Here is a 16,895-nt window from a genome sequence, read left to right as displayed (position 1 = left end):
CTTATCCGCCTGCCGGCACCTTCTCCCCGTATAGTGACGGGGAGAAGGCAGCTGTGCGCAGCGCCCGGCGCACCTTCTTGCAATGTTGAAAAATTAGCGAAACCGCCGATGAAGGCGTCTTTCTCCCCGTCACTATACGGGGAGAAATGCCCGGCAGGGCAATGAGGGGCAGCGCAAACCTTGGATTGGCATAATGCAACTCAGGGCCAAGCCCTGCCCAAATCCCTTAAATGAACTGCACCTGGACGATCTCATAGCCCCTGGCACCGCCGGGCGCATTGACCTCGATGGCGTCGCCGACTTCCTTGCCGATCAGCGCACGCGCGATCGGCGAGGAGATCGAGATACGGCCGGACTTCACGTCGGCTTCCTGGTCGCCGACGATCTGGTAGGTCTTCTTTTCCTCGGTGTCCTCGTCGACCAGCACCACCGTGGCGCCGAACTTGACCTTGTCGCCGCTGAGCTTGGTGACGTCGATGACTTCGGCGCGCGCGATCAGGTCCTCGAGCTCGTTGACGCGGCCCTCATTCAGGCTCTGCGCCTCTTTCGCGGCATGATATTCGGCATTTTCGGACAGGTCGCCATGCGAGCGCGCTTCCGAGATCGCCTCGATGATGCGCGGCCGCTCTTCCTGCTGGCGCCAACGCAGTTCTTCCTTCAATGACGCGAACCCCTCGCCTGTCATCGGGACCTTGTTCATGATGCCTGACCTTTCCTGCCGCCACCCCCGCGTTTCGGGGAAAGCCTTGTCGATGGGTACAAAAAGAAAACGGTCCGGCAGCCTCGGGCTAACGGAACCGTTTCACCACAATTTCCCCCAATATAGCAATGTCAGCGGGTTTTTCACGCCCAAAAATCGGTTTTGCAAAAATCATCCCCGCTTTCACCAAGAGGAGGCAGACAATGAGGCTGGAGGCAACAAAAAAGCGGCCGCGATCGCTCGCGGCCGCTTCGACAAGCCCTGGGAGCCTGATCAGCTCCGCATGAAATGCTCGATCTGCTCGGACAGCATGCCGTATTCGCGCGAATCCTTGCCGGTCCGCTTCTCGATTTCCATCAGCTGCTGCTGGGCACCGGCCAGGTCACCGATCTGCAGGTGCGCCTCGCCGAGATATTCACGCACCAGCGTGTAGTTCGGGTCGATGCGCAACGCTTCCTCGTAGTAGCCGAGGCCAACGGTGACACGTCCGGAATGGCGGTGCGAGTAGCCTAGATAGTTGAGAATGCGCGGATCCTGCTTGTTGGCTGCAAGAGTGAGCACCGAGATCGCCTCGTCATAGCGCCCGGCCATAGCCAACGCATGGCCTGCATCATAGATGCTATCGTCGTCCAGCATGCCTTCCTGGGGGGCGACACACTTTTTCTTCTTCTTGTCCCACACCTCTCCCTTCTTGCACTGGGTGACGGTCTGGTCGCTGCCACCACTGCTACTGCCCGCCGCGAACACCGGGACAGCGAAGAACTGCAGCGCGACAAGGGCAGTCGCGGCCTGGATCAGCATTCTTTTATGCATCGAAGCCTCCTTGAGGGGTGAGAATGCAACACTAACGCCAAGCGCCCCGCGTTTCATCCCGGAAAAAAATTCGAGTGGAGAACATCAGGTGACGGATGCCGCAAATCCGCTATCATCCGGCAAACGACTGACGGAGATGGCCCGTGCAGCGGCGGCGTGAAAAGGACTGGGAACTCTCGATCGGCCCCGATACCGTGCGCCTGTTCATCCTCAAGGCCAAGGCGCTGAGTGCCGCCGTCAACGAGGATTATGTCGACGGCGCCGAACACGAGATCGAGTTCGATGGGGACACGCGCGACAATCATCATCATGACGGCCTTGCCGAGGAAAGTTCGGAAAACCTGACCGAGGAAGAGCTGCGCGAACTGATCAACGACCTTAACGTCGACGAAGCGGCTGAACTCGTCGCTCTCGCGTGGGTCGGCCGCGGCGACTACGATGCCGCCGAATGGGCGGATGCGCTTGCCGCGGCGCGCGAACGCGCCAACAAGCGCACGGCAAAATACCTGCTTGGCATGCCGCTGCTCGCCGACTGGCTGGAGGAAGGCCTCGAAGCGATCGGCGCGTAACGCCGAAGTAACCGATTGTGATCGCCGCAAGCGCCCATCCAGGCAACTTCGGCATGCCGGCGCCGTTTCGGAGCGATGGCAACGCTGAGCTTTTCCCGATTTTGCATCCTGGCGCTGCCTCTGGCGGCGGCGGTCCTGCTGGTGACGCCGGCCGACGCCAGGCATCGTCACAGGTATAGCCAGCCGCAATCACCCAGGATGGCGCAGCCATTGACGCAGCACCTGGACCAGCCGCTTAGGCCGAAGGGCAAGCAGCGCGTGAGATCAAGGGGCAGGCAGCCGCAAAAGACACAACAGGAAACGCCGGACGAGCGGACTTCGCCCGCCGATGTCCCGGTGCCCGAGCCGCGTCCCGCGGACGCTCAAAAGACCGGCGCCGCAACGGGGGAAGAGCAAAAGACGGAAAAGGCCCCGGACGCATCCAGCCAGCTTAATGAAGAAAAGTCCCGTCAGGCAAGGGAGGCACGTCCCGAGCCGTCACCCCCCGAACCTTCAGCCCGAGAGCCGTCAGTCGAAACGGAAAGCGAGCCGGAGCCGCCACCGGAGGTGCCTATCCCGACACAAAGGCCCGACAACACCGCTGAACCTCAGGCCGAGCCGCCTGATGTGGCACCGCAGCCGCCAGAAAAACCGGCGGATGGCGGCGACAGGAAGATGCTTCCCGACCCGCGCTCGGCCGACCGGCCCGGCGAAAACATGCCTGCCGATGAAGTCGCCTGCCGCGAGCGGCTGAAGGCGCTTGGCGTCGAATTCGAGGAGCACAAGGCTGAAAGCGATCCCGAAATCGGCTGCTCGATCCCCTATCCGATCGTCATCAAGACGCTCAACAAGTCGGTCGCCATCGGTCCCGGCACCGAGCTGAATTGCTCGATGGCCGAGGCGGCCGCCCGCTTCACCGCCGATGTTGTTCAGCCGGCAGCCAAGGCCGAGTTCGGCACGGAGGTGAAATCGATCAGCCAGGCCTCGGCCTTCGTCTGCCGGCCGCGCCACGGCACCAGGAAACTGTCTGAGCACGCCTTCGGCAACGCGCTCGACATCGCCGGCTTCACCTTGTCGGACGGCAGGAAAATCGAGATCAGCCCGTCACCGCCGGAGAAGGACGCCAAATTCCTCAACGCCGTGCGCAAGGCCGCCTGCGGGCCGTTCAAGACGGTGCTCGGGCCGGGCGCCGACGCCGATCACGCCTTGCATTTCCATCTCGATCTCGAGCCACGCAGGCACGGCGGCACGTTCTGCAAATAGGCGCACAGGCAGCGCGCCGCAATTCAGCCTCAGGAATGAACGCGGGCGCTGAGTTTTCCTTTACCCTTGATCGTTAAAATACCGGATATCTGGGAACAGGGATTCCGCCGATGGCCGGAACATTCCGCGCCGCCGCCAGGGTTGCGCGCCGATCAAAATCCGTAATCATGGTGGCCGCCAGTCTGGCGCTGGCCGCGGTCTCGGCCTGCAACACCGGCAGCGTGCTGTCATTGCAGCCGGCCGTCGATGTCGGCGCGCAAACGTCGGCGGTGCCGCAATATACGGGCATGCAACGGCTTGTCCCCTCCAACCCTTACATGACGCAGGCCGCCTATCCGCGCATGGACGAGCCGATGTCGCCGGTCGAGCAGATACCGGCCAGCGAAACCGATTGCCGCCAGCAACTGAAACGCCTCGACGTCGCCTATACCGACCTGGCGCCGATCCACGAAGGCCAGTGCGGCATCGACTATCCGGTCAAGGTCACTTCCATCGGCAGCATCCAGATGAAGCCGGCCGCAACGCTGACCTGCGACATGGCCGCCACCTTCGCCGCCTGGACGAAGAACGAACTCGTTCCTTCCGCCCGCTGGCGCTATTTTTCCGGCGTCAAGACCATCCACCAGGGCTCCAGCTATTCCTGCCGCAACATCGCCGGCGAAGGCGTGCTGTCCGAGCACGGCAAGGGCAACGCGCTTGACGTCATGAGCATCGAGCTCAACAATGGCGACGACATCGACGTGCGCAAGCCCGGCCTCTTCGCCTTCCGCACCCGCGGCTTCCTCAACAATGTGCGCGCCGACGGCTGCCAGTATTTCACCACCGTGCTCGGCCCTGGCTACAATTACGATCACCGCAACCATTTCCACTTCGACATCAAGAACCGCAAGAACGGCTATCGCGCCTGCCGGTAAGAAGATATCACTCGGGATCGGCGCCTGAGCTTGAAGCAGTGATCTGCTGAGCCACCAGATTCTGGATGCGCCAGAGATTCCTGTCCCGGATGCCGCTTTCCTCAAGCTTGCTGACGGTTCGGAAAAGATACTGCGCCGATGAGCCCCAGTGCCCGGCTGCCCGCGAGAGCGTATCCGCTACCTGCTCCAACGGCAGTCGTCCTGCATAGGCCCTGCCGTCTGGAGCAGCGACGAATGCCAGGGCACGCAGCGACCCTTCGTTTGTCCTGACCTTGATCCAGCAAGGCACGTTGGTTGGTGGGTTGGCATCGATCTCCCGGCGCATCAGGAGGCCGAGTTGCCCGAAATGATCTTCGTCGGGCAGCCGGTAGACGATGCCATTGCAACTGCCGCCACGGTCCAGCGCCAGCATCAAGGCAGGCAATTCGCGCGTCCCACGCCAACGTGTCAGTTTGAGGCAGAATGAACGATGCCATCCCGACGCCGTGGCGGGACGCTGCTCGACATGGACGAACTCGGGATTCCAGATCAACGAGCCATAGGCGAAGACCCAGAGAGTTTCGGGCCGGTACTGCGAAAGCAGCTGTTCGACCAAGGCATCGAACTCCGCATCGGTGTGCTCGCTGGTTCCAGGTTCGGGACCGGGGTCGGGTTCGACACGCTCGACCCGCGCGACAAGATCGGCGGTCAACGCCATTGACCTGCGCCCCAGCCTCATTCCTGCCCACCCAATGCAAAAGATGGCCGACGATAGACCAACCGCATGCGGTTGGCCATTGATTTTCAAGGCCTGTCAGAGGACAGCTACGCACGGATCGAGCCGCAGCAAATGGGCCAACGAAGCATAAAGCGCCGCATAGCAATCTGGGTAGCTGCCTTGCTGGCCGCCTGGCTCGCGCTTGCCTATTTCGCGGCGCCGGAATTCTGGACATTCCGGGAGCGCGGCTTTCGCGACCAGCGCTTCGAGATGGTGACGCACACGCCGCAAGGCATTCCCGGCGACCCGATCAATGTCGGCCTGGTCGGCACCGAGAAAGAGGTGGTCCATGCCTTCGCCGTCGCCGGTTGGGACACCGCCGATGCCGTCACCTTGAGAACCGCCATCGATATCGGCGAAAGTGTCCTGTTTTCGCGTCCCTATCCCGATGCGCCGATGAGCCGCCTCCTGTTCGAAGGCCGCGCCCAGGATCTCGCTTTCGAAAAGCCGGTCGGCGACAGTGCGGACCGACGCCACCATGTCCGTTTCTGGCAGACGGAAACGGTCGGCGATGACGGCCGTCCACTCTGGTTGGGAGCCGCCAGCTTCGATCGCGGCGTCGGCCTCAGCCACGACACGGGCGCGATCACCCATCACATCGGTCCCGACATCGATGCCGAGCGCGACTTCCTGATCGGCGACCTGAACGCGGCCGGTCTGCTGGCATCGACCAGCGATATGGCGGGCATCGGCGCCACCAGGACCGGCCGCAATGGCGGCGGCGACCCCTATTTCACCGATGGCAAGGCAATCATTGGCGTGCTGAAACAGCCACGGTGAGAGACGCCAAGGTCAGGCCGTGCTGATCATGATCTTGTCGAACGGCCCCTTCTCCGGATGCTGAAAGGCCCGCGGAACCTCGTCAAAGCCGAAGACCGCCTCAGGCAGGGCGATCTCGAGATGGTCCTGCCGGACTGTCCGGTTCAAAACGTCGTCGTGCACGCCGTCTGGCCAGTGACGCGTGCGCTTGCGCCAAAAGTACGGGTTGTCGTCGACGCTCTCGTCGAACATTTTTCGGCGCCGTCGTGGGATAATGTCTGAAAGACACGCGTCATATTCTAAAAATGATGACCCGCTATTTTCGAGCGCCCCGCCGCAATGCTATTGAGCCCTCATGCTATACGTTGAAATCGCTATCGTGGTCGTCCTCATCTGTGTGAACGGCCTTCTGGCAATGTCAGAACTCGCCATCGTTTCATCGCGCCCGGCACGGCTCAAGGCGATGATCGACCGTGGCGTCAACGGCGCCGGCCGGGCGCTGGATCTTGGCTCTAATCCCGGCAAGTTCCTGTCCTCGGTGCAGATCGGCATCACGCTGGTCGGCGTGCTTTCCGGCGCCTTCTCCGGCGCCACGCTGGGCGACAGGCTGTCTGTGTTCCTGGCCTCGGCGGGCATGCGCGAAAGCGTCGCCGATCCGCTCGGCGTCGGCATCGTCGTTGCCATCATCACCTATTTCTCGCTGATCGTCGGCGAACTGGTGCCCAAGCAGATCGCGCTGCGCGACCCCGAGCGCGTCGCCGCCCGCGCGGCGCCGGCCATGACCATCCTTGCCACCATCTCGGCACCGCTGGTCTTCCTGCTCGACATTTCCGGCCGCGCCATATTGTGGTTGCTTGGCCAGCGCGGCGAAAGCGAGGAGAAGGTCACCGACGAGGAGATCAAGATGCTGGTCGCCGAGGCCGAGCATCACGGCACCATCGAATCCGACGAGCGGCGCATGATCGCCGGCGTCATGCGGCTTGGCGACCGTGCGGTGCGCGCGGTCATGACGCCGCGCACCGAGGTCGACTGGATCAATCTGCAGTCCGACGACACGACGATCCGCAAGCTGCTGATGGAAACCCAGCATTCGCGCCTGCCGGCGGGCGATGGCGGCGTCGACGTGATGGTCGGCGTCGTCCAGACGCGCGACGTGCTGGCCGCGATCCTTGCCGGCCGCACACTCGACCCGCGCAAGCATGTGCGCGCCGCCCCCATCGTCTACGACCAGGCCGACGCGCTGGACGTGCTGCATAAACTCAAGGAATCCGATGTGCCGATGGCGCTGGTGCATGACGAGTACGGCCATTTCGAAGGCATCGTCACGCCCGCCGATATTCTCGAAGCCATCACCGGCGTGTTCCGCGCCGACCTCGATGCCGGCGACGAGGAAAACGCCGTCAAGCGCGAGGACGGCTCATGGCTGCTCGCCGGCTACATGCAGGCCGACGAGATGGCCGAGATTCTGGGCTTCGACCTGCCCGAAAACCGCGACTACGAGACCGTCGCCGGCTATGTGCTGTCGCACATGCACCATCTGCCAGCGACCGGCGAATGCGTCGACGCCCAAGGCTGGCGCTTCGAGGTGGTCGACCTCGACGGCCGCCGCATCGACAAGCTGATCGCCACCCGCCTGCCCGGCACCCACCGCGAAGCGGTGCGGTGACCGCCAAGAATATGCATTCGGCTTGATCAAACCGCGGCTTCGATCGGCTCGGCCAGCCTGGGGTTGGAGCGCGCGGCGATCAGGCAGCTTGCCACGATGAGGCCGGCTCCGGCCAACGTGGTCCAGGTCACCGCCTCGTCGAAGAAGAACCACCCGAGCGCGATCGCCCAGATGAAGGCCGAATATTCGGTCGGGATCAGATATTGTGCTTCGGCACGCGCATAGGCCCAGCTCATCAGGAACTGGCCGGCGAGCGACAGTGCCGTCACTCCGGCGAGCGGAAGCCAGAGATCGCCAGGCAGAGCAATGGCGAGCCAGGGTGCTGCAAGACCCAGGGTGACCGCAACGCCAAGGTTCTGGAACAGCATGATCTCGACCGGCTTGGCCAACAGCGCCTGTTGCCGGGCGAGGATCAGATTGTAGGCATAGAACACCGTCGACGCGAGCACCGCCGTGGTGCCGAGCAGCGCATCCCCGGCATAGGTTTTCTGCCCGAACTGGCCGGCCACGATGATCGCGACACCCGCAATGCCGGCAAGAGAGGCCCAGATCGCCTTGCGTTGTATCCTTTCGCCGAGCAGCAGCACGGCCAGCAGGAGCGCGAACAGCGGCGCCACGAAACTGAGCCCGATCGCCTCCGCCAGCGGCAGCCGCGCGAGCCCCCAGAAGAAGCACAGCAGGACAAAGCTGACGACCACCGCACGCAGCACATGCAGCCTCAGCACCGAGGGTGTTGGAAGCGAGCGCGGCCCCGCCAGCCAGCCCGCGCCGGCGACCAAGGTCGCCAGCATGCTGCGCCACAGCACTGTGTTGTACACGCCGACCGCGATGACCAGCACCTTCATCGCCGCGTCCATGCCGGACAGCAGGAAGATGCCAAACACGCAGACAAGCACCGGGATCGTTGGGGAGATTGCGCCGGCCAGGCTGGATGACTTCACGGATTTGCTCGAGTGAGGGATCGCAGCCTGACATATCAGGGCAAACTGGCAGGGCCAGATGGCAGCCTCGCCCATATGGCGGTCCAACACCCTCGGCCTTTGGCGTGACCGGGGATTTGAACTTTTTTGCCACTCCTGTCGATTTCGCCATCCCCCGTTCGTCGTATGATCGAACCAACCCAACCAAGGAGAAGACCATGCGGTTCATGATGCTGATGATCCCCGGCGGCTACGCAGAGGCGGCGCCCGATGTCAGGCCCGGCGCCGAGGCGGTGGACGGGATGATGCGATACAATGAGGAGCTCAAGAAGGCCGGCGTGCTGCTGGCGCTCGACGGGCTGCATCCGCCGTCCGAGGGAGCGCGGGTCAGCTTCAAGGGCGGAAAGCCTGTTGTCACCGATGGGCCCTTCGCGGAGGTCAAGGAAGTGCTGGGCGGCTATTGGTTGATCGACGTGCGCTCGCGTGAAGAGGCCATAGAATGGGCCCGCCGCTGCCCCGCCGGCGCGAATGACCTGATCGAGGTTCGACGCGTCTTTGAGATGAGCGATTTCCCCGAGGACGTCCAGAAGGTAGCTGAAGGTTTTGGCGAGCTGAAGAGTTGACGGCTACAGCCACCATCGAAGCGGCCACCATCGAAGCGGTTTGGCGGATCGAGCAGCCGAAGCTCACCGCCAGGCTCGCCCGCTATCTCAGGGATATCGGACTGGCCGAGGAGATCGCGGGGGATGCCTTCCTGCTGGCGCTGGAGCGCTGGCCCCGGGACGGCATTCCGCGCAATCCGGCCGCCTGGCTGACCCGGGTCGCGGGGAATCGGGCGCTCGACCGGCTGCGCCGCACCACCATGATCGATGGCAAGCACCGCGAACTTGCCATCGACCTCGCCGGTCTGGAGCGCGAGATGCCCGATATCGAGGCCGCGCTCGACGAGGATATTGACGATGATCTTTTGCGGTTGATCTTCACCGCTTGCCATCCCGTATTGCCCGCCGAGCAGCGCGCGGCACTCGCTCTGCGGCTGCTGGGCGGGCTGTCGACGCCTCAGATCGCCCGCGCCTTCCTGGTGCCCGAGGCCACCGTCGCCCAGCGCATCGTGCGCGCCAAGCGGACCCTTCGCGATGCCGCCATCCCGTTCGAGACGCCGCGTGGCGAGGAGCGGCGCGGACGCCTCGCCGCGGTGCTTGAGGTGGTCTACCTCACCTTCAACGAAGGCTATGTGGCGACCACGGGGCCGGACTGGCTGCGCGCCGATCTCTGCGGCGAAGCGCAGCGCCTCGGCCGTTCGCTTGCAGCGCTGATGCCTGATGAGCCCGAGGTGCAGGGGCTGGTGTCGCTGATGGACCTCAACGCCTCGCGCTTCCCCGCCCGCACCGGCAAAGCGGGCGAACCGATCCTGCTGCTCGACCAGGACCGCACCCGATGGAACTGGTCGCTGATCCGGCACGGCCTCGACGGCCTGAACCGGGCGCTGGCCCTGACGTCGACACCGGGGCCCTATCTCTTGCAGGCGATGATCGCCGCCTGCCATGCCCGCGCGGCAACGGCCGCCGACACCGACTGGATCGCGATATCAGCCTATTATCAGGCCCTTGCCTTGGCGGCCCCCTCGCCCATCGTCGAAATCAACCGCGCGGTGGCCGTCGGCATGGCGTTCGGACCCGCGCAGGGGCTGGCTATCGTCGAGGCGCTGAAGGACGAGCCGCGGCTGAAGGACTCGCATCTCTTGCCGACGGTGCGCGGCGATCTCCTGGAGAAACTGGGATATCGGGCGGAAGCCCGCGCCGCGTTCCGCCAGGCCGCGGAATTGACCGGCAATGACAGGGAACGCGCGCTGCTGCTTGCCCGCGCGGGCGACTAGCCCACATGCCCGCACTCTGCTGGTGGTGTGGTGAGTTTGGCCTCAATGGGCGTCCGGCGGCGGCGCCTTCGGCGCGACATTGCGCAGGAACGGAACCAGCGCGGTCGCGATGACGAAGGCGACCATGATCACCAGGAACGCATCCGCATAAGCCATGGTCGATGCCTCGCGGTAGGCCAGCGCCCAGAGTTGCTTCAGCGAAGCCGTGTGACCATCTGCGACGGCGCCGGGCAATTGGCCATAGCGCAGCGCGACATTGTCGACGAGCCGCATCGCGGCCTCGTTCTGTGGCGTCAGATGCGAGGCGATCGTCAGGAAATGGAAGTTGGTGCGGTCGTTCAGGATCGCGCCGCAAATGGCGATGCCGACAGCACCGCCGAGATTGCGCATCGTGTTGAACAGGCCGCTGGCATATTTCAGCCGTTCGGGCGGCAGGCTGCCGAGGCCGAGATTGACGCTCGGCGCCACCGCGAAGACCTGTGGGAAGCCGCGGAACAGTTGCGGGATGAGAAGCTCGGCCGCGCCCCACTGGCTGGTGATGGCGCTGAAACTCCACATCGACGCGCCGAAGGAGGCAAGCCCGAACATCATCAGCCAGCGCGTGTCGAAGCGCTTGGCCAGAAAGATGTAGACCGGAACGCCGATCATCGAGGCGACGCCGGTGGAGAACACCGCCACCCCGGTCTGGAATGCGTCGTAGCCGCGGACATAGCCGAGGAACAGCGGCGTCAGGTAGATCGTTGCGAAGATGCCGATGCCGGTGACGAAGGACAGGAAGCAGCCAATGGCGAAATTGCGGTTGCCGAAGGCGCGGAAGTCGACCACCGGCTGCGAGTAGGTCAGGCTGCGGATGATGAACAGAACCATGGTAACGCTGGCAACGATGGCGCCGTTGCGGATCGTCGCATCGTCGAACCAGTTCCAGCGCGTACCCTCCTCCAGAACGTATTCTGCCGTGCCCAGACTGACGGCCATCAGCACCATGCCGATATAGTCGGCGCCCTTCAGCAGCGACGGATCGGCCTTGTCGATCTTGACCAGCAACGCGACGAGCACGGTGATGATGGTGCCTGGAATGACGTTGACATAGAACAGCCAGTGCCAGCTCAGCGTGTCGGTGATCCAGCCGCCGATGACGGGCCCGAGCGTCGGCGCGATCGAAGCGATGCTGCCGACCACCGCGGCCGCGTAGACCCGCCTTGGCCCCTGGAAATAGTGGAACGACGAGGTGAAGACCGTCGGGATCATCGACGCGCCGAGCAGCCCTTGCAGCGCGCGGAACACGATCATGCTTTCGATGCTCCAGGCGAAGCCGCACAGCATGCTGGCCAACGTGAAGCCGGCCGCCGAGAAGGTGAACAGCCAGCGTGTCGAAAACACCCGGGTGAGCCAGCCCGACAGCGGAATGACGATGATTTCCGCCACCAGATAGGAGGTCTGCACCCAGCCGATCTGGTCCTGCGCCGCCGACAGGCCGCCGCCGATATCCTGCAGCGATGAGGCGACGATCTGGATGTCGAGCAGCGCGATGAACATCCCCACGCACATCACCATGAACGGCAGGATGCTGGCGATGAAGGATTGTGGATCGGCGCGCTCGGGCATGGCGTCCTCAGTGCGAGCCGGTATCGACCGTCACGACGGTGGACAGGCCCGGCCGCAGCGCGACCTTGTGCGCCTGATCCGGGTCGATGGTGATCCGGACGGGAACGCGCTGGACGATCTTGGTGAAATTGCCGGTCGCGTTCTGCGCCGGGATGACGCTGAAGATCGCCCCGGTCGCCGGTCCCAGGCTGGTGACATGGCCCTTGAGCGGCGCGTCGGGGGCAATGTCGGTATAGACCGTCGCCATCTGGCCGTCCGCCATGCTGCGCAGCTGGTCTTCCTTGAAATTGGCATCGACCCACAAGCCCGTCTCCGGGACAATCGTTAGGAGATAGCTGCCCGGCGAGACATAGGTGCCGACCTGCGCCAGCCGGTTGCCGATGAGGCCGTCGATGGGCGAGCGGATCTGCGTGAAGCCGAGATCGAGCTCAGCCGTATCGAGATCGGCCTTGGCGGCCGCCACGGCGGCGGTCGCCTCCGTAATCTGCGTGTTGAGCACATTGAGCTGTTGTTTGGCGGCTGCAAGCCCGGCGCGCGAGGCGGCGACGGAAGCCTTGGCCTGGCCGTCGGCGGCCAGACTTCTCTGCGCGTCCTGCTGCGATCCGGTCTTGGTGCTGGCCAGCACCGCATAGCGTTGAGCGTCCTGTTCGGTGAACGTTGCGGCGGCACTCTTGGCTTCGAGATCAGCCTGCGCTTGTTCGATCAGCGAATTCTGCAGCGAGACCTGGGCGCGGAGATTGTCGAGCGCCGACTGCTGCTGCTGGACAGATGCCTGCGCACGCTCCACCGCCGCCTTGAAAGGCCGGTCGTCGATGCGGATGATGAGCTGGCCGGCGGCGACATGCTGGTTGTCCTCGACGAGGATCTGATCGATGTGCCCGGCGACTCGTGGCGCCAGCGGCGTGACATTGCCGCCGACATAGGCATCGTCGGTCGACATCAGGAAACGGCCGGCCTGCCACCACTGAAAGCCATACCAGCCGGCGACGCCGATCGCGATCGCGGCGCTCAGCATGACGAACGGCTTGCGCCGGTTCTTTGCAGGCGCGGGAATCTGGACGACCGACGGCTGCGCTGGCTGCAACTCGGCAGCCGAGAGAACCTTGTTCATTTGCCCCGCGCCTCTTCGCGGCTTTGATCAACCAAAGTGTTGTCGATCAGCGGCAGGCCGGAGCCCTCGCTGCTGAAGCGATAGCGCCGCCGCATGCGATCGGTGGCCTTGGGCGCCGTCGCCATGGTGAAACCCTCGCTGTCGAGTTGCCTGCCGCTCTCGCGGTCGACCAGCACGGGCTCGGCCCAGCGCCCGTCGGCCTTGTCCACCACCACCAGGCTCGGGCCTTCGGGCGCGAGATGCTTGTTGCCCCAGGCGAGCAGGGAGAGCAGCACCGGGCGGAAATCGCGCGCCTTGGCGGTCAGCACATATTCATGGCGAAGCGGCCGCTCGCAGTAGGCGCGCTTTTCGAACAACCCACGCTCGACCAGGCTGTTCAGACGGCGCGTCAGAATGTTGGGCGCGATCTCCAGGCTCTTTTGAAACTGATCGAAGCGCGTCAGCCCCTGGAATGCGTCCCTGAGCAACAGGATGCTCCACCACTCGCCAACCTCGTCGAGGCTGCGCGCTATGGGGCACGGGCGTGTTTCGAAGCTTGTTTTTGCGACCATGGCCGGAGTCTCTTTCAATATGAAAGTGACTATTAGCCAAGTTAGTTGCATTATGCAAGTCACTCAGCCGTGATCACTGGAGCCGGCGCAGCGTGACGACTTCGGATCGGCAGGAAGAATGCCCGTGACGTGCCGTCAGGATGACTTGGTCAGATGCTGGCGGGCTTGACGCAGGACGGTGTCCGAAAGGCCGGGGTTGCTGACAAACCGCGCAATGGTCACCGCGCCGATCATCGTCGACAGCATCACCAGTGCCTCATTCCTGGCGTCGGCTGGCGACAGGCCCTGAAGCTGACCGGCAATCGTGTCCACCAGATCGAGAAAGCCCGACGTCGCCACCTCGCGAACGGCGGCGCCCCCACGCGCCACATCGTTGCCCAGCGCGACAAACGGACAACCGCCCGCCAGATTGTCGCGATATTCGGGCGACAGATAGTCCGTAATCGCCTCATCCAGTCCGTCCTTTCCGGGCGCGGCCGCGATGGTGTCCCTGATCCCCGCCACCATCGTCTCGATGGCCAGCGCCAGTGATTCCTCGACCACCTGCTCCTTCGATCCGAAGTGCTTGTAGAAACCGCCATGCGTCAGTCCGGCAGCGCCCATCAGGTCGGCCAGGCCGGTTCCGTCAATACCGTTGCGGCGAAACTCGGCGGATGCGGCTGCCACGATGCGCTTGCGGGTTTCCGCCGCCTCTTCCCTCGATTTTCTCATGCCGTTCGCCCTTTCCACCGCGCAGCGGCAACAGCGGCCGCCCGCTATAGATGCCAAGTGAAATCTAATCCCAGGAACGTCCCTTCGCCAGTGCCAGCGCGGCTTTTTCGTGCCCGGCTGGTGAAGATCACGACGCCGCTTGACATTTTAGATTTCATACAACATCTAATTTAGATGTCGACCATCCTCTAAGAGGCTCGACTGTCGTCCCCCCTCCCCAGCCCTTGAAAGGCAGTCATCATGTCCCAGACCATCCTCATCACCGGCGCCAGCACCGGCTTCGGCCGCGACACGGCAGAGACGCTTGCCCGCGCTGGCCACCGCGTCTTCGCCTCCATGCGCGACATTGCCGGCCGCAACCGCTCACATGCGGAAGCGCTGCGCGCCAAGGGAATCCAAACCGTCGAGATCGACGTGACCGACGACGCCTCCGTCGAGCGCGGCGTGGCCTCGGTGCTGGCTGAGGCGGGGCGTCTCGACGTCCTCGTCAACAATGCTGGCATCGGCTCCGCCGGCATCTCCGAATCCTTCACCACCGAGCAGCTGCGCGCGCTCTTCGATGTGAACGTGCTCGGTATCCAGCGGACAATGCGGGCGGTGCTGCCGGCATTCCGCCACCAGGGTGAAGGCCTGGTGATCAATCTCGGCTCGATCCTCGGCCGGCTGACCTTCCCGTTTTTCGGCCTCTATGGCGCGTCGAAATTCGCGCTCGAGGCGCTGACGGAAGGTTATCGCTACGAGCTGTCGCAACTGGGCATCGACGTCGTCCTCGTCCAGCCGAGCAACTATCCGACGAGCATCTTCGCCAGCGCCCAGCAGCCCGGCGACCCTGCCCGCGATGCTGGCTATGGCGAGATCGGCGGCATACCGGCCAAGATGGTGGGCACGTTGATGGAGCTCTTCCAGAGCGAGAACGCCCCCGATCCGCACGGCGTGGCCGAGGCTATTGTCCGCATCGTGGAATTGCCCAGCGGAGCACGTCCGCCGCGCGTGGTCGTCGGCCAATCCTTCGGCGCAGACGACATCAACGCCCAGGCGGCGCCGATCCAGGCCAAGCTGCTTGAGGGTCTTGGCCTCGGCTTTCTCGACAGACCCCGGAAGGTTCCTGCGGCGGCTTGAATGCATAATGCGGGCTGGCACCATGCCGGCCCGCACCGCATGTGACCACAGGCGGTGGATGGTGTAGCCGCGGATTAGGCTAAGGCACCAGCACCACCTTCCCTGTCGCGCGGCGCTCCTCCAGCAGTCGGTGCGCCGCGCCGGCCTGGTCGAGTGGGAAGCGGCCGCCGATCGCGATCCGCAGCCGCCCGCTCGCCGCCAGCTGGAACAGCTCGGACAGGCTGGCTCGCAGCACATCCGCGGACAATAGCGGCAGCAGGGCGAACCCCCTGAGCGACTGGTTGCGGCCGATCATGGCTTCCAGATCGGACGCCGCGAGCCCGTAGCGGCCGAGCGCCGCGAACACCAGTTCGCCGCCCGCAGCCAACGCCTGCAGCGATGCCGCCGTCAGCGCGCCGCCGACGGTGTCATAGATGATGCCGACGCCTTCGCCGCCCGTAAGCCCGCGGACACGGGCCGGCCAATCCGGCTGGCTGTAGTCGACGCTCAAATCGGCACCGAGCGACAAGGCAAAATCCAACTTTGCCTTGTCGCTGGCGGCGGCGATCACCTTGCTTGCCCCCTTTTGTCTGGCAAGCTGGACAAGCAGCGATCCGACGCCGCCCGACGCGGCCGGCACCAGCACCGACCTGGCCCCCGGCGGGCTTTGGCGCAGCAGAAGCAGGGCCGTCAGCCCTTGCACCATGAGGGCTGTCGCCTCTTCGAACGGGACGGCATCCGGCAGCGGCACAACGAGATCGGCCGGCACCGTCACCTGCTCGGCATAGCCGCCATGCGGACGCTGCGAGACGAAGAGCGGCACCGCCGCGCGGCGTCCGAGCAGCCCCGCATCGACCTCTTGGCCAATGGCCTCGACCACCCCCGCCACTTCCACGCCGGGAAACATCGGCAGTTGCGGCGTTACGGCGTAGCGGTCCGCGCGCATCAGCACCTCGAAGAAGTTTATGCCCGCCGCCTTCACCCGGACCAGCACCTCGCCGGCCTGAGGCGCCGGTTCCGGCAACTCGACGACCTCCAGCACCTCGGGACCGCCGAAGCGGCTGAGTTGAACGGCTTTCATGGCAAACTCCAATCGCACTGGCATCGCTGGTGGTTTGCCACTATCTGCGAGGCCGCGACTACACACTCATTTGTCCGCTGCTGACCAGGAGGTGACCATGGCCGGTCCAGCCAGGAAGAAGCCGATCAAGCGACTGCCGATGCTGCCGGCCGAACGGGCGCTGAAGGTGATCGCCGGGCGCTGGAAGGCGGTCATCCTCTACCATCTCTTCGATGGTCCAAGGCGGCTGTCGGCGCTGAAGGCGATGATGCCTGATATCACCCAGAAAGTGCTGATCCAGCAGCTGCGCGAAATGGAGGAACACGGTCTCGTCAGCCGCGAGATCTTCGCCGAAGTGCCCGCCCGCGTCGAATATTCGGCGACCAGCCTCGGCCTCAGCCTCGAGCCGATCCTGCTTGCGCTCTGTCAGTGGGGCCAGCACCACGCCGACGAGCTAAACGAGAAGCATCGCCTCGCCGATTGCATCATCCGGCCAAGGGAGGCGCAGCACGCACACACGGCCTGAATCGAATTGGCAGGACG

The 16,895-nt window shown here is 64.2% G+C and carries 19 protein-coding genes; 9 read left to right on the top strand and 10 right to left on the bottom strand.

What is annotated here, in order from left to right; all coding sequences use genetic code 11:
- Window positions 1-226: 226 nt before the first annotated feature.
- Both greA and MesoLj_RS12590 read right to left on the bottom strand, forming a co-directional pair.
- Window positions 227-700 (bottom strand): transcription elongation factor GreA, encoded by a 474-nt coding sequence (greA, locus tag MesoLj_RS12595; RefSeq protein ID WP_008877613.1) that lies wholly within the window; start codon window positions 698-700, stop codon window positions 227-229.
- A 273-nt stretch (window positions 701-973) separates the two neighbouring features.
- The gene (locus tag MesoLj_RS12590; RefSeq protein ID WP_140774689.1) at window positions 974-1,513 is read right to left on the bottom strand and encodes a tetratricopeptide repeat protein; all 540 of its coding nucleotides are present in this window, start codon (window positions 1,511-1,513) and stop codon (window positions 974-976) included.
- A 143-nt stretch (window positions 1,514-1,656) separates the two neighbouring features.
- Here MesoLj_RS12590 and MesoLj_RS12585 point away from each other — a divergent pair, with 143 nt between their 5' ends.
- The 3 genes from MesoLj_RS12585 (at window position 1,657) to MesoLj_RS12575 (ending at window position 4,238) form a co-directional block, all read left to right on the top strand.
- Window positions 1,657-2,082, top strand: coding sequence for a DUF3775 domain-containing protein (locus MesoLj_RS12585; RefSeq protein ID WP_140774775.1), 426 nt, complete (start codon window positions 1,657-1,659; stop codon window positions 2,080-2,082).
- A 198-nt stretch (window positions 2,083-2,280) separates the two neighbouring features.
- Entirely contained in the window at window positions 2,281-3,324 is a 1,044-nt protein-coding gene (locus MesoLj_RS12580; protein ID WP_202327264.1) for an extensin-like domain-containing protein, read from the top strand.
- A 110-nt stretch (window positions 3,325-3,434) separates the two neighbouring features.
- The gene (locus MesoLj_RS12575) at window positions 3,435-4,238 is read left to right on the top strand and encodes an extensin-like domain-containing protein (protein ID WP_202326181.1); all 804 of its coding nucleotides are present in this window, start codon (window positions 3,435-3,437) and stop codon (window positions 4,236-4,238) included.
- A gap of 7 nt (window positions 4,239-4,245) precedes the next feature.
- Here MesoLj_RS12575 and MesoLj_RS12570 read toward each other — a convergent pair whose 3' ends face one another.
- Window positions 4,246-4,956 carry a gamma-glutamylcyclotransferase gene (locus MesoLj_RS12570; RefSeq protein WP_202327263.1) on the bottom strand — a complete coding sequence of 237 codons (711 nt, stop codon included), beginning with the start codon at window positions 4,954-4,956 and terminating at the stop codon, window positions 4,246-4,248.
- Window positions 4,957-5,067: 111 nt separating this feature from the next.
- Between MesoLj_RS12570 and MesoLj_RS12565 the strand changes: the two genes are divergently transcribed.
- A complete protein-coding gene (locus MesoLj_RS12565) occupies window positions 5,068-5,775 on the top strand; it encodes an LssY C-terminal domain-containing protein (RefSeq protein ID WP_202326180.1) in 708 nt (235 codons plus the stop codon).
- A gap of 12 nt (window positions 5,776-5,787) precedes the next feature.
- Here the strand turns inward: MesoLj_RS12565 and MesoLj_RS12560 are convergent, their stop codons facing one another.
- Complete coding sequence (locus MesoLj_RS12560) at window positions 5,788-6,006, bottom strand: hypothetical protein (RefSeq protein WP_202326179.1); 219 nt, start codon at window positions 6,004-6,006, stop codon at window positions 5,788-5,790.
- 103 nt (window positions 6,007-6,109) lie between these two features.
- Here MesoLj_RS12560 and MesoLj_RS12555 point away from each other — a divergent pair, with 103 nt between their 5' ends.
- Window positions 6,110-7,420: a hemolysin family protein gene (locus tag MesoLj_RS12555; RefSeq protein WP_095792834.1), complete on the top strand. Its 1,311-nt coding sequence runs from the start codon at window positions 6,110-6,112 to the stop codon at window positions 7,418-7,420.
- A gap of 26 nt (window positions 7,421-7,446) precedes the next feature.
- Here the strand turns inward: MesoLj_RS12555 and MesoLj_RS12550 are convergent, their stop codons facing one another.
- On the bottom strand, window positions 7,447-8,361 hold the full coding sequence (locus MesoLj_RS12550; protein WP_202326178.1) for a DMT family transporter: 915 nt from the start codon (window positions 8,359-8,361) through the stop codon (window positions 7,447-7,449).
- A gap of 197 nt (window positions 8,362-8,558) precedes the next feature.
- On the opposite strand from MesoLj_RS12550, the gene MesoLj_RS12545 reads away from it, so the two are divergent.
- Window positions 8,559-8,963, top strand: coding sequence for a YciI family protein (locus tag MesoLj_RS12545; protein ID WP_202326177.1), 405 nt, complete (start codon window positions 8,559-8,561; stop codon window positions 8,961-8,963).
- Window positions 8,960-10,216 carry an RNA polymerase sigma factor gene (locus MesoLj_RS12540; RefSeq protein ID WP_202326176.1) on the top strand — a complete coding sequence of 419 codons (1,257 nt, stop codon included), beginning with the start codon at window positions 8,960-8,962 and terminating at the stop codon, window positions 10,214-10,216. The genes MesoLj_RS12545 and MesoLj_RS12540 overlap by 4 nt, the downstream gene beginning before the upstream one ends.
- Before the next feature lie 42 nt (window positions 10,217-10,258).
- Here MesoLj_RS12540 and MesoLj_RS12535 read toward each other — a convergent pair whose 3' ends face one another.
- The 4 genes from MesoLj_RS12535 to MesoLj_RS12520 all read right to left on the bottom strand — a co-directional run bounded on the left by MesoLj_RS12535 (window position 10,259) and on the right by MesoLj_RS12520 (window position 14,194).
- On the bottom strand, window positions 10,259-11,821 hold the full coding sequence (locus MesoLj_RS12535; protein WP_202326175.1) for a DHA2 family efflux MFS transporter permease subunit: 1,563 nt from the start codon (window positions 11,819-11,821) through the stop codon (window positions 10,259-10,261).
- Window positions 11,822-11,828: 7 nt separating this feature from the next.
- Complete coding sequence (locus MesoLj_RS12530; RefSeq protein ID WP_202326174.1) at window positions 11,829-12,932, bottom strand: HlyD family secretion protein; 1,104 nt, start codon at window positions 12,930-12,932, stop codon at window positions 11,829-11,831.
- Window positions 12,929-13,483, bottom strand: a complete 555-nt coding sequence (locus tag MesoLj_RS12525; protein WP_140774696.1) for a winged helix-turn-helix transcriptional regulator — start codon at window positions 13,481-13,483, stop codon at window positions 12,929-12,931. The genes MesoLj_RS12530 and MesoLj_RS12525 overlap by 4 nt, the downstream gene beginning before the upstream one ends.
- A gap of 135 nt (window positions 13,484-13,618) precedes the next feature.
- Window positions 13,619-14,194, bottom strand: a complete 576-nt coding sequence (locus MesoLj_RS12520) for a TetR/AcrR family transcriptional regulator (protein WP_202326173.1) — start codon at window positions 14,192-14,194, stop codon at window positions 13,619-13,621.
- 240 nt (window positions 14,195-14,434) lie between these two features.
- Between MesoLj_RS12520 and MesoLj_RS12515 the strand changes: the two genes are divergently transcribed.
- Window positions 14,435-15,313 (top strand): SDR family oxidoreductase, encoded by an 879-nt coding sequence (locus MesoLj_RS12515; protein WP_202326172.1) that lies wholly within the window; start codon window positions 14,435-14,437, stop codon window positions 15,311-15,313.
- Between the two features lie 79 nt (window positions 15,314-15,392).
- Here the strand turns inward: MesoLj_RS12515 and MesoLj_RS12510 are convergent, their stop codons facing one another.
- Window positions 15,393-16,373 carry a quinone oxidoreductase family protein gene (locus tag MesoLj_RS12510; RefSeq protein WP_202326171.1) on the bottom strand — a complete coding sequence of 327 codons (981 nt, stop codon included), beginning with the start codon at window positions 16,371-16,373 and terminating at the stop codon, window positions 15,393-15,395.
- Window positions 16,374-16,470: 97 nt separating this feature from the next.
- Here MesoLj_RS12510 and MesoLj_RS12505 point away from each other — a divergent pair, with 97 nt between their 5' ends.
- Window positions 16,471-16,878, top strand: a complete 408-nt coding sequence (locus MesoLj_RS12505; protein ID WP_202326170.1) for a winged helix-turn-helix transcriptional regulator — start codon at window positions 16,471-16,473, stop codon at window positions 16,876-16,878.
- Window positions 16,879-16,895 lie beyond the last annotated feature (17 nt).

It is taken from the genome of Mesorhizobium sp. 113-3-9, from assembly GCF_016756515.1.
GTDB lineage: Bacteria > Pseudomonadota > Alphaproteobacteria > Rhizobiales > Rhizobiaceae > Mesorhizobium.
Note: the sequence above shows the minus strand (reverse complement) of the source record. Positions and strands in the feature narration are given on the sequence as shown.

Coding starts and splice junctions, on each gene's coding strand:
- greA (WP_008877613.1), bottom strand. CDS start 700: ATGAACAAGGTCCCGATGACAGGCGAGGGGTTCGCGTCATTGAAGGAA.
- MesoLj_RS12590 (WP_140774689.1), bottom strand. CDS start 1,513: ATGCATAAAAGAATGCTGATCCAGGCCGCGACTGCCCTTGTCGCGCTG.
- MesoLj_RS12580 (WP_202327264.1), top strand. CDS start 2,281: ATGGCGCAGCCATTGACGCAGCACCTGGACCAGCCGCTTAGGCCGAAG.
- MesoLj_RS12575 (WP_202326181.1), top strand. CDS start 3,435: ATGGCCGGAACATTCCGCGCCGCCGCCAGGGTTGCGCGCCGATCAAAA.
- MesoLj_RS12570 (WP_202327263.1), bottom strand. CDS start 4,956: ATGAGGCTGGGGCGCAGGTCAATGGCGTTGACCGCCGATCTTGTCGCG.
- MesoLj_RS12565 (WP_202326180.1), top strand. CDS start 5,068: ATGGGCCAACGAAGCATAAAGCGCCGCATAGCAATCTGGGTAGCTGCC.
- MesoLj_RS12560 (WP_202326179.1), bottom strand. CDS start 6,006: ATGTTCGACGAGAGCGTCGACGACAACCCGTACTTTTGGCGCAAGCGC.
- MesoLj_RS12555 (WP_095792834.1), top strand. CDS start 6,110: ATGCTATACGTTGAAATCGCTATCGTGGTCGTCCTCATCTGTGTGAAC.
- MesoLj_RS12545 (WP_202326177.1), top strand. CDS start 8,559: ATGCGGTTCATGATGCTGATGATCCCCGGCGGCTACGCAGAGGCGGCG.
- MesoLj_RS12535 (WP_202326175.1), bottom strand. CDS start 11,821: ATGCCCGAGCGCGCCGATCCACAATCCTTCATCGCCAGCATCCTGCCG.
- MesoLj_RS12530 (WP_202326174.1), bottom strand. CDS start 12,932: ATGAACAAGGTTCTCTCGGCTGCCGAGTTGCAGCCAGCGCAGCCGTCG.
- MesoLj_RS12525 (WP_140774696.1), bottom strand. CDS start 13,483: ATGGTCGCAAAAACAAGCTTCGAAACACGCCCGTGCCCCATAGCGCGC.
- MesoLj_RS12520 (WP_202326173.1), bottom strand. CDS start 14,194: ATGAGAAAATCGAGGGAAGAGGCGGCGGAAACCCGCAAGCGCATCGTG.
- MesoLj_RS12515 (WP_202326172.1), top strand. CDS start 14,435: ATGTCCCAGACCATCCTCATCACCGGCGCCAGCACCGGCTTCGGCCGC.
- MesoLj_RS12510 (WP_202326171.1), bottom strand. CDS start 16,373: ATGAAAGCCGTTCAACTCAGCCGCTTCGGCGGTCCCGAGGTGCTGGAG.
- MesoLj_RS12505 (WP_202326170.1), top strand. CDS start 16,471: ATGGCCGGTCCAGCCAGGAAGAAGCCGATCAAGCGACTGCCGATGCTG.